Below are 15,942 nucleotides of genomic sequence, written 5' to 3'. Positions count from 1 at the left end.
GAAGAGTCATGAAAGTTGTCATCGACGAAGAGAAGTGCTGCGCGGCCGGGCAGTGCGTCGCCGCCGCACCGGAGGTCTTCGACCAGCGTGACGAGGACGGCATCGTCGTCCTGCTGAACGAGAGCCCGGGGCCGGAGCTGGAGGACAGCGTCCGTGACGCGATCGCCGTGTGCCCCGCGCTCGCGATCAGCATCGAGGCGTGACCTCCCGCCTTCGCACGGAAGGCGACGACTGCCTGAGCCGAGGCTCAGGCAGTCCCACAACATCTGGCACAAGGCCTGTGCCACCGCTTCTCCCGCCGTCGACCGGCGGCGGGCGCACCACACAGAACAGTCGCCAGAGCCGGAGCCGGTGCTCCTGCACCGGCGCTTCACGGGACAAGCGCACCACGACAGGAGTCGTCGATGGACCAGTTGAGCTTCGAGGGACGCGTGGCCGTCGTCACGGGTGCGGGCAGAGGGATCGGCCGTGCCCATGCCCGGCTGCTGGCAGAGCGGGGGGCCAAGGTCGTCGTCAACGACCTCGGCGGATCGATGGCGGGCGAGGGCACGGACGCCGGCCCGGCGCAGAAGGTGGTCGACTCGATCGTGGCGGCCGGCGGCGAGGCGGTCGCCGACACCCACGACGTCTCCACAGAGGAGGGCGGCAAGGCGATCGTCGACTCCGCCCTGGAGACGTTCGGCCGGATCGACATCGTCGTCAACAACGCCGGCATCATCCGGTGGGCCGGTCTGCCCGAGGTCGATCTCGACAACCTCGAACAGCATCTCGCCGTACACCTGCTGGGTTCCTTCAACACCATGAAGGCCGCCTGGCCGCACTTCGTCGAACAGGACTACGGGCGGGTCGTGCTGACGACCTCGGCCGGTGTCTTCGGGCTCGACAACAATCTCTCATACGCCGCGGCCAAGGGCGGTGTGATCGGCCTGGCCCGCAGCGCGCGGCTGGCCGGCGAGCCCCACGGGATCAAGGTGAACGTGATCGCCCCGGCCGCGCTGACCCGGATGGGCGGCATCGAGGACGAGGCCGCCGCCGACGCGGCCGCCCAGCAGGCAGGCATGACCTCGGAGGCGGTGTCCCCCATCGTTGCCTATCTCGCGCACGAGGACTGCCCGGTCAACGGTGAGATCTACGCGGCGGGCGCAGGCCGGTTCGCACGCTTCTTCATCGGCTCCACTCCGGGCTATGTGCACGAGGGCGGCCTCCCCACCGCCGAGGACGTCGTCACGAACTGGGATGCGATCAACGACGAGAAGGACTATTACGTCCCGTCGGGCCTGATGGCGTGGACGGGTGCGTTCCTCGGCCATCAGCTCGGCGAGAAACCGTAGCCAGGTGCGTCCCCTCGCGGGGCGCGCGGGGAGGGAGGTGTCCCGCCTTAGCCGGCGCGGGCACCCCCTCCCTTATAAGTTCCGGGCCGGACTCGGCCCCGCCGGGTCGCGGCGAAGACGCAGCGACATTGATTGTACCGACCGGTCAACGTAATATTGCGCCGTGCATATCGCCTTCCCCTGGAGCAGAAGCCGCGCGTGACTTTCGAAGGCCGTCCCGAAGCAGTCGCCGTGGGGCGAGGCGGGCGGTTCCGCCGACGTAACGGCGACGGCGCGCGGACCATCGCCGTCTGATGACGAAGTCAAGAAGAAATGAGGAGTGCGGACATGGCTGAGAACACGAACGGCGTCGGTGTGGCCGAGGAGATGCCGAAGTATCCGTCGCCACGGGCGGCGGAGTGCCCCTTCGCGCCGCCGCCCGGCCTTCTCGCGATGCATGACTCGGGCAAGTCCGTACGCAGGGTCGAGACCTGGGACGGCAGCACACCCTGGGTGGCCACCACCCATGCCGCCCAGCGACAACTGCTGTCCGACCCGCGGCTGAGCGCGAACATCGGTGCGCCCGGGTATCCGCACACCACCGCGTCGATGAAGGCGCACGCGGCCGTGATGCAGCCGTCGATCAACAACACCGACGGCGCCGAGCACCAGCGCTGGCGCCGGATGCTGACGAGTTCCTTCACCCGGCACCGGATGGAGCAACTGCGCCCCGAGATCCAGCAGATCACCGACGACCTCATCGACAGGATGCTGGAGGGACCGAACCCGACCGAGCTGAACGAGGCGCTGGCGCTGCCGCTGCCGTCGTTGATGATCTGCGCCATGCTCGGCGTCCCCTACGAGGACCACGGCTTCTTCCAGGAACACGCAGGAGTCACCAATGCGCGGTTCAAGAGCGCGGAGAAGGCGGCGGAGACGACCCGGGTGCTGCGTGAGTACATCTCAGGCCTGATCGAAGCGAAAATGGACAACCCGGGCGAGGACGTACTGTCCGATCTCGCCGAGCGGGTCAAAGCGGGCGATCTGGCCATGTCGGAGGCTGCTCCACTCGGGCACATCCTGCTGGTCGCCGGCCACGACACCAGCGCCAACATGATCACCCTCGGTACCGCGGTCCTCCTGGAGAACCCGGACCAGCTCGCGCTGCTCCGGCAGAACAGCGACGACCCGAAGTTCGTCGCCAACGCGGTCGAGGAGCTGCTGCGCTACCTGACCATCCCGCACCTGCTGGCCCGGCGCGCGGTCGTCGACGACATCGAGATCGACGGCGAGATCATCAGAGCCGGCGAGGGCGTCATCGCCGCCCTGCCCTCCGCGAACTGGGACCCCGAAGCCTTCCCCGAGCCGGCCAAGCTCGACCTCACGCGCAAGGCGGCGCACCACATGTCCTTCAGCTGGGGACCGCACCAGTGCGTCGGACAGCAACTGGCCCGAGTCGAACTCCACGTGGTCTTCAGCACGTTGTTCAAGCGCATCCCGACACTGCGGATGGCCGCGGACCTCTCGGAGCTGAAGTTCAAGGAGGACTCGCAGGCCTACGGCATCTACGAGCTGCCCGTCGCCTGGTAGCCCACGCGGGCGCGTCCGGGTTGCCCGCGGGAGACGAGGGTCAGACGCTCCGGACGGTGCCTGTCGGCCCGTGCCGCATGATCGGTGATCTCTCGCTGACCGTGGCCGTCAACCTCCACCGTGCCTTCTCCCACCACACCCGTCGGGCCGCCCGGCGGGTGTGCGACGGTCTAGGTACGAAGGCCCCTGCTGGAACGGCAGGGGCCGGCTCCGACGTGCTGCCTGGGGATCGTCGCCGTAGTCCCGCCTGGCCAGGCCGATGACATCCGGTCGACCAACCTCACCCGCGTCCACCGTGTGGCCAAGCGACTGAAGGCGGGAGGTGTCTACGTCAACGGCGCCCGACAGAACCTTCCCCACACCCCCTTCGGCGGAGCCGGGCTGAGCGGCTACGGAAAGGAAGGCGGCCGGGCAGTTATCGACGAGTTCCTGCGGCACAAGACCGTTTCGATCATCGAGCCGGAGTGAATGCGGCACCGCCGTGCCGCGACCGCTCCAGGCGTCGTAGGCACGTCCGTGCCCCATGCACTCCGGCTCGATGACGGGGTCGACCGGCCTAGCGATTGGCGCGGGGCACAGCGAGTACGGTCACCGATGCACCGGCCATCGCGGGCTGTCCCACCGCCCTGTGCCGCAGTACCCCATACGACAGCGGCTGACCGCGCTGGGACAGACCCTTGCCTACCTGGCCTCCCCGGCACGCTCTTCTTCAGGGCGTCCGTGGCGATTTACCGAGGGCAGTACCTACACCGGCACGATCCACGCCGAGACCCTGGACAGACTCGGCGCCGCGCTCGGCACCCTGCTGCACGCCGGCGCGGACGCCGGTGTCCTGCGGCCGGGCAGCGGCCCGTTCGACGTCGGCCTCAGTCTGGCTGGCATCGCGCTGATCACCAGCGCTCCCGACTAACGCGAACGGGCAGCACGCCCCTTCGACCTGCTCCTCGACGGCCTCCGGTACGGAGTGGGCGGATCGGCGTCCGGTTCGTGATCCGGATCCGTCCCCGGCCGCGGTGCATCGGGACGCGGATGCACACGACGTGCGCGGCACGGCTTGCCGAGCGCCGCCCGGCATTGTTGGCGGGGAGGGGCGGTTGGCCTGAAGAGTTCAGGCGCCGAGTGGTTTTCGGGTGCAGAAGCGGAACTGGTGTTCGTTCGTCTTTGTGACGGTGGAGTCGGTGAACCCGGCGGCCGCGAGCCGTCGGGCGAGCGTCGCGGGGTCGACGGGGACGAAGGTGTCGTCGGTATGGCCCTGTCGCATGCGCTCCGTGTCGAGGGGGTCGGTACCCAAAAGCGCGGCGCCGGGACGCAGTGCGTGGTGGAGCCGGGCGAAGAGCCGGTCCTGGGCCTCGGGGGACTCCATGTGGTGCAGCATCGAGAAGCAGACCGCCGCGGAGAACCGGTCCGGTGCGAGATCCAGGTCGGTGGCATCGCCGCGCAGAACCTCCGCGCGGGTGCCGCGCAGCCTCGCACGCAGTTTCTCGGCAAGGTCGGCGTCGACTTCGACGGCAGTGACCTTCCTGGTGCCGATTTCCAGGAGCAGGTCGGTGGTGAGGCCAGGGCCGGGGCCTATCTCCAGCACGTCGTCGCCGAGGTCCGCACACGTCCGCAGCCAGGGCAGCAGATCGGTGCGCAGCGTCTCGGCCCACAGGGGACTGGCCAGGGATGCGAGATGGGATGCGTTCATGGTGTCCATTGGTACCCTCGACAGCGATGACCGGTTTAGCGGAAACGGCCAACTCTCAGCCTTCAGCGGCCAGTTCGCCGCCCGCGGTGACGTCACGCCTGGTGTCGATGCGCGACAGCAGGCGCGTGACCGCCGGCAGCTACCCCTACGACGGCAGCAGGCAGGTCGCGTCGTGGCACCACCATGACCTCCATCAGCTTGAGTATGCCTTCGAGGGCATCGTCGAGGTCCAGACCGCCGTTGCCCGCTACCGGCTCCCATCAAGGCAGGCTGTGTGGATACCGGCCGGACTGGCGCACAGAACCACCTTCGACCGGGCCAGGTCCGTCTCCGTGTTCTTCGATCCCGAAACAGTGCGGGACAGCACCGGACGGGCCCGGGTGCTGCCTGTCGAGCCGATCCTGCGCGAAATGGTGATCTACGCGGCTCGCTGGCCCATAGGCCGTCCGGCCGCGGACACCTTCGCCGACAGCTACTTCGGTGCCCTGGCCCACTTGGTCCTGGAGCGGCTGGAGGACGAGCGGCCGTATCACCTGCCGACCACCACCGACCCTCTCATCACGCTGGTCATGCGGTACACCGACGAACACCTCGACGATGTCTGCCTGGCGCAGGTGTGCCGCGCCGCCGCCGTCTCGGAGCGCACGCTCCGACGTCGCTTCCGGACCGTCACCGGCATGACATGGCGTCAATACGCGCTGCACAGCCGCCTGTTGCACGCCATGACCTTGCTGGTCCGGAGTGACGGCGCGGTCCACGCGGTGGCCAGGACCGTGGGCTTCGGCAGCACGAGTGCCTTCAGCCGGGCCTTTCTCGCCTACACCGGGCAGACTCCGTCGGCATTCCGTCGAGACCGCCAGGACACTGCGCACACCGCAAGGGCGGAAGGAGTGCATCGCCCTGGAAGGTAGATGTCCTGAAAGCAGCTCAGCGGCTATGAGTGAATGGGATGCACCTAGCGACTGGCCGGGCCGTTGATGTGGAGGCGGCGGGAGTGGGAACCGACGGCTCGCCCAGGGGGCCTGTGCGGGCTGGACTGGTGCGTCGGCACTGTGGCGCTGGCGACCTTTTCTAGGGCCTCATCGCGGTTGATGCTGAAGGGCAGTGTGTAGATATCGAGTTTTGGGTCAAGTCGTCACCCGTGTTCTTCGAGGACGAGCCAGCCTCCGAGTGCGGAGGAGGGACCACTGGTGGTGGCGACGACGTCAAAGGCAGCACTGTCCTCAACCCGCTCACCGGCAGCGTCTCCACGCGACGCCCGGCTACCACCGTGCCCCAGGATCCGGGCTTCGGCCCCCATCAGCAGCCTCCGCTGCCGCTCGTCCAGGTGCGGGAACAACACCCTCCACTTCACGGCGAGTTGACCACGAACCTCATCGGTGGCGCCCATATCACAACAACGAGCCGCATTACGGGAAGCAACACCTTGATTCTCTGCGAGCCCTTAGTAGTCGACTCCGGAAGTCCTTCGGGGGGGGTTGACTGCGGTGTGGGCGGGTTGTTGACCCTCACCCCTGGGGAAGCCGCAGAGTGGTCGTAACCAGGCACTCACCTGGAACGAGGAGCCCTCCATGAGCATGGTCAGCATCGGCGAGTTCTCGCGGTTGTCACGTCTGTCGCCCAAGGCACTGCGGCTGTACGACGAGCTCGGACTGCTGGTGCCGGCCCGTGTCGACGCGGGAACCGGCTATCGCTGGTACGCGGTCACGCAACTGGATCAGGCGCGTCTGGTGGCCGCGCTACGCCGGATCGGCGTCCCGCTCGCCAGGATCAGGGACACCCTGGCCCTGGAACCGGAATCGGCCGCCGAGGGGATCCACGCCTACTGGGCCGAAGCCGAAGCCGAGCACGCCGCCCAACGCGTGTTGGTCGGCCGCCTCGTTGACCACCTCCATGGGAAGAAGCCCGCCATGTACGAAGTCACCGTCCGCGACATCCCCGACCGCAGCCTGCTCACCCTGATCAGCAGGGTGCACCAGGACGACCTGGAAACGAGGACCCGGGAGCTTTTCATCCACCGGTTGCGCGGTGGCGGTGTCCCGCGCGCCGGGGGGATCGCCGGAGCACCGTTCACGATCTACCACGGGCAGGTGAGCGGGGACAGCGACGGCCCGGTCGAGTGGTGCTGGCCCGTCCCCGACGGCCGGGCCGCCGAGCTCGCGGCCGACTTCCCCGACCTCACCCTGCGCACCGAGCCCGCACACCAGGAAGCCTTCGTCCGCCAGGAGAATCCCGGACGGTGGGCCAGCGGGACCCAGGTCGAGATCGCGGTCGGCGCCCTGTTCGCCTGGGCAGCCGAGCAACAGCGCCAGCCGTCCGGCGGTATCCGCGGCGTACTGGTCCCCGATCCGGCCAACAGGGGAGCCGGACCGTACGTCGAGTTTGCCATGTCACTGAGCTGAACCGACACGCGAAGCACCCAGGGCCCCATGGCGATCCCCTCGGGGCCTGTCCGCGTGCGCATGCGGCGGGCAGGCACCCAGGCTGGCTGTGACGTCGTTCATCGGGATCTGGCAGCGATCACGGGGAGCCCTCACGGTCCGTCATTGAGTGTTTTCTAATCCTGCAGCCAGCCTCTCTACCGTGTGGGTGGGTGAAGGGTGCCCAGGAGCGGGCCCGGGGGCCTTGACTTGGTCGCATGGACGAAGGGTAGGGGCGCTGCCGGTGATGGGAGTGGGGGAAGGGTCCAGGGCAGGACTGTGGTGAGCAGCGGGTCGTGCACGATGTCGGCGGTGAGGTGTCCGCCGATGCGGTCACCGACGGCTTCAAGCGCGTCGAGGACGGCCGGCCGGTTTGGGTTTTCGGCGCGGTGGCGTTCGGCCGCGTCCCAGAACGGGTGGACATCGGCAGCCTGAAGAGTGGATTCCTGTCCTGCTTCGAAGTGCTCGCGTGGTTGTCCGTCCACCCAGTGTTCCAGAGTGTGCAGCGCGTTGGCTCCGTGGTTGAAGGCGACTGTCTGGGTGTCCTGGGAGAGTGCTGCGAGGACTGCGGGCATGATGCCCTGAACGCCGAGAGTTTCGCAGCAGAAGGTCCATTCCCGGAGGGTTCCGACTCTGAGGATGGAGCTGTCCGGGCCCGGCTGGAGGAGTTCGTAAACCTGCGGGAAAGCGATGCTGCTGGCCTGGGAGGCGTCGGCTCCGTAGCGGCGGAGGAGGTCCTCGGGGGTCACGCCGTGGGTGAAGGTGAGGCACATGCCCCCGTAGCCGCCGCGCAGTATCCAGTCCCAGCCAGGGGATGACTCGGTCATCCTTTCTCCTATTCGTTCACGTCGGACCCGGCTGTCCCTGGGGCTCCGCCCCAGGGACAGCCGGGTAATTGGCTCAGCTTGTGATGACGACTTCGTATTTCTCGGAATCGAGGATGCGCTCGGTCTGGCTGTTGCTGCCCACCTTGCCGCCAGCGGCCGAGTTCTGAGTCAGCGGCACGTGGCCGCGAACGCATGGTTCGTTGTGGGTGACCGCAGGGGCGTTGGGGTCCTGGTAGAACTGCCAGACACCGTTCTGGAGCAGGGGAACGACGTCCGCACACAGGGCGCCGTTTGTGCCTCTCCCCTGGGAGCAATGCTCATGACCTGTGGATCGGCCTCGGGGCGGACGCGAAGGGCGTACTTCCCGAGTGAGCGACTTCTGGTCATCGAGTAGGCCGACGTTGCTGCGTCGGTCGGGAAGGCACGCCCGTGCTGAGCGTAGTGAATGCCGATGGAACGACCGGGACCGGCTCCCTGATCGACGACATCGTCCGCGAGGGCGCGAGGCGGATGCTCGCCGCCGCTCTGGAAGCTGAAGTCAACGCGTATATAGCTGAGTTGACGGACCAGCGGGACGAACACGGACGCCGCCTGGTGGTCCGCAACGGTCACCATCAGCCGAGGAAGGTCGCCACCGCGGCCGGGGTGATCGAGGTGAAGGCCCCGCGGGTCAATGACAAACGCATCGACGAGGCCACGGGCGAGCGCAAGCGGTTCTCCCTCGGCGATCCTGCCGCCGTGGTGCCGCAAGTCCCCGAAGATCAGCGAAGTGCTGCCCCTGCTCTACCTGCACGGCCTGTCCACCGGCGACTTCGTGCCCGCCCTGGAGCAGTTCCTCGGCTCGACGGCCGGCCTCTCCGCTGCGACGGTCACCCGCCTCACCCAGCAGTGGCAGGCCGACCACACGGCGTTCGGCGAACGCGACCTGTCGAGCAGCGACTACGTCTACGTCTGGGCCGACGGCATCCACCTGCGCATCCGTCTGCGCGAAGAGAAGTCGTGCGTGCTCGTGGTGATGGGCGTGCGCGCGGACGGCGCTAAGGAACTGATCGCCATGAGCGACGGCTACCGTGAATCTGCCGGCTCCTGGGCCGACCTGCTGCGCGACTGCGCACGTCGGGGCATGCGTGCTCCCGCCCTCGCGGTCGGCGACGGCGCGCTCGGCTTCTGGAAGGCGCTGGCCGAGGTGTTCCCCGAAACCCGGCATCAGAGGTGCTGGGTTCACAAGATGGCCAATGTTGCGAACGCCCTGCCCAAGTCCGCCCAGCCCGGCGCAAAGAAGGCTCTGCAGGAGATCTACAACGCCGAGGACCGCGACCACGCGCTCAAGGCCGTCACGGAGTTCGCCGCCACCCACGGCGCGAAGTTCCCCAAGGCCTCAAGAAGATCACCGACGACACGGACGAGCTCCTGGCGTTCTACGACTTCCCCGCCGAGCACTGGATCCACCTGCGCACCACGAATCCGATCGAGTCGACCTTCGCCACCGTCCGCCTACGCACAAAGGTCACCCGGGGCGCCGGCAGCGCGGCCGCCGCGCTCGCCATGGCCTTCAAGCTCGTCGAGTCCGCCCAGCAACGGTGGCGAGCCGTGAACGCACCCCACCTCGTCGCACTCGTCCGCGCCGGAGCCCGCTTCGAACGCGGACACCTCGTCGAACGCCCCGAAGCTCAGGCAGCCTGAACTGCCCCGTTGATCCATAGGATTTGACTATTACGCGCGCCCTCCCCGGGGCGGCGGCGTAGAGGGAGACTGTGGTGTCCGGTGACGCGGCGGCGCGCTGGCGGCGCACCTCGACCGTCTGTTGGATGCGCACACGGCCGTCGGCGGGGTGCCGGGCACCGGCTGGGACTTGCACGAGTGGCGGCGCTCCGGCCTCACCCACCTCGGTGAGGCCGGAGCGCCAGTCTGCCGGTGCTTATGGCCAGGTCACGGCGCAAAAAGCCCGAGAACCTCCGCGCCTACTTCAAGCCCTCTGCGGGAGCGATCGCCGATCTCACCAGTCTCCTCGCTCCTGGCACATGCCGCAGATGACGGGGCAGGCGAGAACTGGAGGGGGGGTGAACATCGAAGTGCTGCATCCTTCCGGCTGCCGCGGGCAGGGCTCAGGCCAGCATGTTCTCGATGAGGTCGGCGGCGCGCGGGGTGCCGCCCTCGGCCCGTCCGCCAGCGCGCAGTTGTGCCGAGCGGCGGGCGACCTCCGGGTCGGTGACCAGATTGTTCAGGGCCGCCCGTAGGGTGTCTGCGGTGGCTTCCGCGGTGTCGATGCGGCGGGCCACGCCCAGCTCCACGAGCCGGTCGGCGTTCATGAACTGTTCGGCGGCCTGCGGTACGGCGATCATCGGGACGCCTGCCAGCAGCGCCTCGCCGCAGCCGCCCATACCGGCGTGGGTGACGAAGGCGTCTGCCTGCTCCAGGATGGCCCGCTGCGGGACCCAGGAATGCACTTCGACGTTGGGCGGGATGTCGCCGAGTTCCCGTGGGTCGGTGTGTTTGCCGATCTGGAGGACGACGTGCCAGCCGGGCTGGTTGCCGTAGGCCGCCAGGCACCGGCGGTAGAACTCCGGTTGACGGGTGAACGCGGAGCCCAGGGAGATCAACAGCACGTTCTCCGCGTACACCGGGCGGGTCCAGCCGTCCGCGCCCGCCCGTGGGTCGAAGCAGGGGCCGACGAAGGTCACCGTGTCGGTGTCGACCTGGTCGGCATGCGGCTGCATCGCCTGGGTGATCAGCGCCAGGGCATGTGCGGGGCGACCGGAGAAGGCGTCCACGTCGGTGGTGGACGCCCCGCAGCCGGCGAGCCACTGTGCGAACTTCGCCTGGTATGCATCGGCGCCCGGCAGTTGCCGCAGGTGTGCCGCGACGTCCTGGTCGTAGCCGTCCCAGGCCACGAACGTCGGGGACAGCTGCATGAGCGGCCGGTTCTGCGATTCGGCGAGGGCGCGCGCGGCGTAGGCGCCGATGTCGTACAGGTACAGGTCCGCCGGGTCGTGATCGTAGGCGGCGCGCAACTGCGGGAGTGCCTGGATGGCGTCGTCGAGGAAGAGGTCCCCCGCGGCGATGGGGTCGTCGGGCCAGTTGTTGTCGGCGAACGGCAGCGAGGAGGCGCAGGGGACGAGTTTGGCGCCGGTGGCCGCGATCAGGTCGGCCGCCGCCGGGTCGTTGGCGTAGGTCACCCGGTGGCCGCGGGCCACCAGCTCGCGGATGACCGCAAGGCTTGGCAGGACGTGGCTGACGATGGGGATGCCGACCATCGCGATGTGGGCGCGGCGACGGGAGATAGAAGACGTGGAAGGCACGGAGGATCACTCGTTTCAGGTCTACGGCGAAAGGGACACGGCAAGCTGGCGCACCGGCCCTTCCGAGGAAGACTCGGTCGTAGGCGCACACATGGACATGCGAGAGGAAGCCGGGGCGCTGCCCCGACCGCGTCAGCCGTAGATCTGAGTGAAGTGCATGCCCGGGACTCTAGACGTGCTCCAGCTTCCGGGCACCTCAATTACCGTCGAGCGCCATCTGGGGAAATCCCGTGCAGGCCGATGCGACCGCACGGGAACTCCCGCACGCGTGTCACGCGTGCGGGGTGTCCGGGGCTGCGGCTTCGAGATCGGCGATGCTGCCCGACATGATGATGCGAACGTGCTCGGTGATGTGCTCCGCCGGCCAGTCCCACCAGGCCACCGCCAGCAGCCGGGCGATGTCCTGGTCGTTGTAGCGGGTGCGGATGAGGCGGGCCGGGTTGCCGCCGACAATGGCGTAGTCGGGCACGCCGCTGGTGACCACGGAGCCGGAGGCGATGATCGCGCCGTGTCCGATCCGTACACCGGTCATGACCGTCGTGCCGTGGCCGAACCAGACGTCGTTACCGACGACGGTGTCCCCTCGGTTGGGCAGGCCGGTGAGCAGGTCGAAGTGCTCGGACCAGGAGCCGCCCATGGTGGGGAAGGGGAAGGTCGAGGGGCCGTCCATCCGGTGGTTGGCGCCGTTCATGATGAACCGCACGCCCGTGCCCAGCGCGCAGAACTTGCCGATGATCAGCTTCTCCGGCCCGTAGTGGTAGAGCACGTTGCGCGTCTCGAATGCGGTCGCATCGTCCGGGTCGTCGTAGTAGGAGTACTCCCCGACCTCGATCAGCGGGGACTTCACCAGCGGCTTGAGCAGCACCACCCGGGGCTGCTCGGGCATCGGATGGAGGATCGTCGGGTCGGCAGGCACAGGCATGGGGGAACGCTTCCTCATCGGTAACGGGTCCGTGTCCGGTCCATGATCGCTGCACCGCACCGTCGCAGGACACCCAATTACCACCTGCACGAACGCGGCCTACTGCCTGTCGGCGCTGTCCGGCTCCCGAATCGGGCGTAACCCTCCGGGAAGATCCGGGGGTGGGAACGAGTAACGCCCGAGCACGTGACGTGATGCCGCACGAAAGGTGAGAGAGGGCAACTTCCTCGTCGCGGACGTCGAAGCCGTCCGCGCGCAGCTGGTTAACCGTGGCGTTCATGTACGGGGTGTTGAAGAGCACAAGGGCGTTGAGGATCGCATCCTCGCCTGCATCCACAGGTCTTGACTATTGCTCTCCCGGAAGCGTCCTGGCGCTGGAACCTTCCGGCACAACCAGAAACAACCTGCCAAGCCCGACAATCGAACACCACACTCGCCCGCTTGATGCATAGCAACGTGAGGTGTCTGTGCGGTCAGAGCACTAGCGGACGGTCAGCTGGGTGTTGGACATCACCAGCACGTCGGGGGCTTCCCAACGATGTTGTCAAGCGGCACTGTTTCAGCGCTGGATGGTGACCACCATTTGTGGCAGCACTCTGCCGGGGATGGAGCCCGAGGGGACGGTTCCTATGCGGACTGCGCCCATCGCGCTGTAGAACGGCTCTGCATTCGGGTCTGCGTCGATCGTGAGCTGAGTGAACCCCAGGTCTCGTCCGGCAGCGATGGTGCGTTCGAGCAGAAGGCGGCCGATACCCTGGCCAATGGCCTGCGGCTCGACGAACATCATGCCCAGAACGCCCGTGGGTGGCTCTCCCTCAAGAGTCGTGAAACCCAGGATGCGGCCATCTCTGTCAGCCACCGTGGTTCGTCGGCGTGCGACCTCGTTCGCGGCGACGCTGAGCTCGTCTCGACAGGCTTCCAGGAACTCGGCGTCATAGCCCCAATGCGCCTTGGACCGCAGCGCCAAGTCGGTGAGTACGTCGGCTTCCGTTGCCCGTGCAGGCCTGATCAGCACGTCCATCTTCCTCCCCCGCTCAGGTGTAGGTCTTTCGATCTTCGCACCCTGCAGTCGTGCGGGAACAGTACGCAGTGGCCTCCGGCTGGGCAGGGCGAGCGTTCAGCAGGCCGTTGCTGGAGATTCGACTTGGTAGCAGCGTCGGTCGCGGATGAGTGCCCACAGGACGTTGACGCGTCGCCGGGCCAGCGCTAGGACGGCCTGGATGTGACTCTTCCCTTCGCCTCTCTTGCGGTCATAAAACCGCTTGGAGTTCGGATCGCTCCAGGAACTGACCAGCGCGGATGTGTAGAACACGTGCTGGAGGCGCCGGTGGTAGCGCTGTGGGCGGCGCAGATTTCCGCTGGTCTTGCCGGAATCGTGCGGGGCGGGAGCGACACCGCCGAAGGCCGCGAGCCGGTCCGCGGTGGGGAAGCCGTCCAAGCTGCCGCCGACCGCGACCACAAACTCGGCACCGAGCTTCGGGCCCATGCCCGGCATGCTGAGCACTATCTCGGCGAGTTCGTGTTCGCGAAACCGGCCCTCGATGAGCTTTTCGACCTCAGCGATCTTCTCGTTGAGGGCCGTCACCTCCTTTGCCAGGGTGTGGACCATCTGGGCAATGACCTTCTCGCCGGCGACGGCTGTGTGCTGACGCTCGGCGGCCTCCACAGCTGCCTTGGCCAGGTTCTCGGCTCCACGGACCTTGCGATTGCGCAGCCAGGTCGTCAGCCGGCTGATGCCGATCCCCTCTCTGACAGCCTCGGCCGAGGCACCCGTTTTGTCGGGTTAGCCTGGATGGGCGAGACAGGAGTACAACCCGGCATGGCCAGCACCACCACCCCCACCGGTTCCGGAGTGGATCCGGCACCGCGTCCGAAGCGACGCACGTTCACCGCCGAGTACAAGCTGCGCATGGTCGCCGAGTACGACGCCGCCCCGTCCGGCGAGAAGGGCGCTGTTCTACGCCGCGAGCGGCTGTACCACTCGCACATCATCGAGTGGCGGGCGGCCCGCGAGACCGGCGGGCTCGGTGCGCTGACCGACCGGCGGACCTCGGTGGTGCGGCCGAAGAAGGCGGCCGAGCAGGCCGAGCTGGAGCGGCTGCGCAAGAAGGTCGCGAAGCTGGAGAAGGACCTGGCCCGCCGCGATGCCGCGCTGGAAGTCATGGGAAAAGCCAACGCGCTCTTGGAGCTGCTCTCCGAGAGCGCGGACTGAAGCGCGCCGCCGATCCCCTGGTCAGCGACGCATTCGCCGGTGTGCAGGGGCAGTTGGGCATCGCCGCGGCCTGTCGGCTGACCGGCCGCTCGCGCGCCACCCACTACCGCCACACCCACCCGGTGCCACGGGTGCGCAAGCCACGCCCGACGCCGACCTCGGCCCTCACGCCCGACGAGCGGGCCGAGATCCTGGCCCTGCTCAACCGGGCCGAGTACGCCGACCTGCCACCCGCCCAGATCTGGGCACGGGAGCTGGACGCGGGCCGCTACTGGTGCTCGGAGCGCACGATGTACCGCATCCTCGCGGCGGCCGAACAGAACGGAGAACGCCGCCGGCAGGCCACCCATCCGGCCAAGACCGTTCCCCAGCTGCGGGCGGACGCCCCGTGCCAGGTCCTGACCTGGGACATCAGTAAGCTCCGCGGCCCGACGAAGGGCGAGTGGTACCACCTCTACGTGATCATCGACATCTTCAGCCGCTACATCTGCGGCTTCACGGTCGAACGCGCCGAATCGGCCGAGCGGGCCGAGGAGTTGATCCGCGAGACCATCGAACGCAACGGGATCGTGCCCGAGACCGTGCACGCCGACCGGGGCACCTCGATGACCAGCAAGAAGGTCTCCCAGCTGCTGATCGATCTTGGCGTGACCCGGTCGCATTCGCGTCCGAAGGTCTCCAACGACAATCCCTTCAGCGAGGCGAACTCAAAACGATCAAGTACTGCGGCGAGTACCCGGAATCCTTCAACTCCCTGACCCACGCACGGGATTGGTGCGAGAGCTTCATCGCGTACTACAACCACGAGCACCGCCATTCCGGGATCGGCCTGCACACCTCGGCCTCCGTCCACTACGGCACCGCCGACCTGGTCCGCGAACAACGCGCCGCAGCCCTGGCCGAGGCATACGCCCGCAACCCCGAACGCTTCGGCCGACGCCCCGAACCACCCCCGATACCCCGGCAGGTCTGGATCAACGAACCGAAGGAGAAGCCAGAACCTGCACAACAGAACGCATAGCCTCAAACCGTCTCATTTGACTTGACAGCTTCCGATCCGGCGCAGAGCGGCCGGAGTCTGGTAGCCGGTGAGCAGGACCAGCGGTCCGGCGTTGGTGAGTTCAACAGCCCGCTCCAAAGCGGGGAACATGCTGGTCAGCACCGAGCGGAGCCGGTCGATGGTACGGGTCCGCTCGGCGACCAGGTCGACGCGGCGGCTGGTCAGCAGTCCCAACTCGATGTTGGCCTCGTCGCCGGGGCGGATGGGCCGAAGGTCCCGGCGCATGCGTGCCTGGTCAGCGATGATCCTGGCGTCGCGAGCATCGGTCTTGCCCTCGCCGCGGTAGGCGTCGGAGGCGCGTTTCACCATGCGGCCGGGGATGTACAGCAGCTGCTGCATGTGGTTGATCAGGACCGCGATCAGCAGACCGGGTTCGCCGCCCGTCATGTCCAACGCCCACGTCACCTCGCGGCCGTCCGCGGTGTCAAGGACGTCGCCGAGCAGTTGGAGAAGCTCTGGCTCGTCGTTGGCCACGCGGCGCGACAACAGGGTCTTGCCGTCAGCGTCCATGGCGACGCAGTGATGGTGCGTCTTGCCACAGTCGATCCCGGCCCATATCCGGCTCATCGTGCTCCCGAAGTCGTTCCTGCCTTGCGTACCACGGACGACCTCGCC

15 protein-coding genes and 5 pseudogenes are annotated in these 15,942 nt (G+C 67.7%); 12 read left to right on the top strand and 8 right to left on the bottom strand.

The annotated features are described in order from the left end of the window. Positions 1 to 8 precede the first annotated feature (8 nt). From AB0M63_RS25735 to AB0M63_RS25715, 5 genes are all read left to right on the top strand, one after another. Positions 9 to 203, top strand: a complete 195-nt coding sequence (locus AB0M63_RS25735; RefSeq protein ID WP_366021048.1) for a ferredoxin — start codon at positions 9 to 11, stop codon at positions 201 to 203. A 201-nt stretch (positions 204 to 404) separates the two neighbouring features. Then, complete coding sequence (locus tag AB0M63_RS25730) at positions 405 to 1,331, top strand: SDR family NAD(P)-dependent oxidoreductase (RefSeq protein ID WP_366021047.1); 927 nt, start codon at positions 405 to 407, stop codon at positions 1,329 to 1,331. Positions 1,332 to 1,658: 327 nt separating this feature from the next. Beyond that, the gene (locus AB0M63_RS25725; protein WP_366021046.1) at positions 1,659 to 2,900 is read left to right on the top strand and encodes a cytochrome P450; all 1,242 of its coding nucleotides are present in this window, start codon (positions 1,659 to 1,661) and stop codon (positions 2,898 to 2,900) included. Positions 2,901 to 3,086: 186 nt separating this feature from the next. Beyond that, the gene (locus AB0M63_RS25720) at positions 3,087 to 3,368 is read left to right on the top strand and encodes an aldehyde dehydrogenase family protein (RefSeq protein ID WP_366021309.1); all 282 of its coding nucleotides are present in this window, start codon (positions 3,087 to 3,089) and stop codon (positions 3,366 to 3,368) included. 160 nt (positions 3,369 to 3,528) lie between these two features. After that, positions 3,529 to 3,810: a hypothetical protein gene (locus AB0M63_RS25715; RefSeq protein WP_366021045.1), complete on the top strand. Its 282-nt coding sequence runs from the start codon at positions 3,529 to 3,531 to the stop codon at positions 3,808 to 3,810. A gap of 198 nt (positions 3,811 to 4,008) precedes the next feature. Here the strand turns inward: AB0M63_RS25715 and AB0M63_RS25710 are convergent, their stop codons facing one another. Beyond that, complete coding sequence (locus tag AB0M63_RS25710; protein ID WP_366021044.1) at positions 4,009 to 4,587, bottom strand: class I SAM-dependent methyltransferase; 579 nt, start codon at positions 4,585 to 4,587, stop codon at positions 4,009 to 4,011. Between the two features lie 107 nt (positions 4,588 to 4,694). Here AB0M63_RS25710 and AB0M63_RS25705 point away from each other — a divergent pair, with 107 nt between their 5' ends. Then, complete coding sequence (locus AB0M63_RS25705) at positions 4,695 to 5,498, top strand: helix-turn-helix transcriptional regulator (RefSeq protein ID WP_366021043.1); 804 nt, start codon at positions 4,695 to 4,697, stop codon at positions 5,496 to 5,498. Positions 5,499 to 5,842: 344 nt separating this feature from the next. Here AB0M63_RS25705 and AB0M63_RS25700 read toward each other — a convergent pair. Beyond that, positions 5,843 to 5,977, bottom strand: a pseudogene (locus tag AB0M63_RS25700) (ISAzo13 family transposase); the annotation flags it as partial. A gap of 181 nt (positions 5,978 to 6,158) precedes the next feature. Here AB0M63_RS25700 and AB0M63_RS25695 point away from each other — a divergent pair. Further along, positions 6,159 to 6,989 (top strand): helix-turn-helix domain-containing protein, encoded by an 831-nt coding sequence (locus AB0M63_RS25695; RefSeq protein ID WP_366021042.1) that lies wholly within the window; start codon positions 6,159 to 6,161, stop codon positions 6,987 to 6,989. A 176-nt stretch (positions 6,990 to 7,165) separates the two neighbouring features. Here the strand turns inward: AB0M63_RS25695 and AB0M63_RS25690 are convergent, their stop codons facing one another. Next, positions 7,166 to 7,780 carry a DUF6461 domain-containing protein gene (locus AB0M63_RS25690; RefSeq protein WP_366021308.1) on the bottom strand — a complete coding sequence of 205 codons (615 nt, stop codon included), beginning with the start codon at positions 7,778 to 7,780 and terminating at the stop codon, positions 7,166 to 7,168. A 483-nt stretch (positions 7,781 to 8,263) separates the two neighbouring features. Between AB0M63_RS25690 and AB0M63_RS25685 the strand changes: the two are divergent. Further along, positions 8,264 to 9,517 (top strand): annotated as a pseudogene (locus tag AB0M63_RS25685) (IS256 family transposase). Positions 9,518 to 9,635: 118 nt separating this feature from the next. After that, positions 9,636 to 9,868 (top strand): annotated as a pseudogene (locus AB0M63_RS25680) (hypothetical protein); the annotation flags it as partial. 71 nt (positions 9,869 to 9,939) lie between these two features. Here AB0M63_RS25680 and AB0M63_RS25675 read toward each other — a convergent pair. From AB0M63_RS25675 to AB0M63_RS25660, 4 genes and pseudogenes are all read right to left on the bottom strand, one after another. Further along, positions 9,940 to 11,115 (bottom strand): macrolide family glycosyltransferase, encoded by a 1,176-nt coding sequence (locus AB0M63_RS25675; RefSeq protein WP_366021307.1) that lies wholly within the window; start codon positions 11,113 to 11,115, stop codon positions 9,940 to 9,942. 289 nt (positions 11,116 to 11,404) lie between these two features. Next, positions 11,405 to 12,055, bottom strand: a complete 651-nt coding sequence (locus AB0M63_RS25670) for a CatB-related O-acetyltransferase (protein WP_366021041.1) — start codon at positions 12,053 to 12,055, stop codon at positions 11,405 to 11,407. Positions 12,056 to 12,614: 559 nt separating this feature from the next. Then, positions 12,615 to 13,076, bottom strand: a complete 462-nt coding sequence (locus AB0M63_RS25665; protein ID WP_366021040.1) for a GNAT family N-acetyltransferase — start codon at positions 13,074 to 13,076, stop codon at positions 12,615 to 12,617. 96 nt (positions 13,077 to 13,172) lie between these two features. Beyond that, a pseudogene (locus AB0M63_RS25660) lies at positions 13,173 to 13,793 on the bottom strand (transposase); the annotation flags it as partial. Between the two features lie 81 nt (positions 13,794 to 13,874). On the opposite strand from AB0M63_RS25660, the gene AB0M63_RS25655 reads away from it, so the two are divergent. The 3 genes from AB0M63_RS25655 to AB0M63_RS25645 are packed head-to-tail and all read left to right on the top strand — an operon-like array spanning position 13,875 to position 15,288. Further along, complete coding sequence (locus AB0M63_RS25655) at positions 13,875 to 14,267, top strand: transposase (protein WP_366021039.1); 393 nt, start codon at positions 13,875 to 13,877, stop codon at positions 14,265 to 14,267. A 41-nt stretch (positions 14,268 to 14,308) separates the two neighbouring features. Continuing rightward, positions 14,309 to 15,025, top strand: a complete 717-nt coding sequence (locus tag AB0M63_RS25650) for a DDE-type integrase/transposase/recombinase (RefSeq protein ID WP_366021038.1) — start codon at positions 14,309 to 14,311, stop codon at positions 15,023 to 15,025. Next, complete coding sequence (locus AB0M63_RS25645) at positions 14,983 to 15,288, top strand: integrase core domain-containing protein (RefSeq protein ID WP_366021306.1); 306 nt, start codon at positions 14,983 to 14,985, stop codon at positions 15,286 to 15,288. Before AB0M63_RS25650 ends, AB0M63_RS25645 begins: the two co-directional genes overlap by 43 nt. Before the next feature lie 30 nt (positions 15,289 to 15,318). Here AB0M63_RS25645 and AB0M63_RS25640 read toward each other — a convergent pair. Further along, positions 15,319 to 15,894 (bottom strand): annotated as a pseudogene (locus AB0M63_RS25640) (IS110 family transposase); the annotation flags it as partial. Positions 15,895 to 15,942 lie beyond the last annotated feature (48 nt).

The sequence above is a fragment of the Streptomyces sp. NPDC051576 genome (assembly GCF_040681835.1).
In the GTDB taxonomy this organism is placed as follows: domain Bacteria; phylum Actinomycetota; class Actinomycetes; order Streptomycetales; family Streptomycetaceae; genus Streptomyces.
Note: the sequence above shows the minus strand (reverse complement) of the source record. Positions and strands in the feature narration are given on the sequence as shown.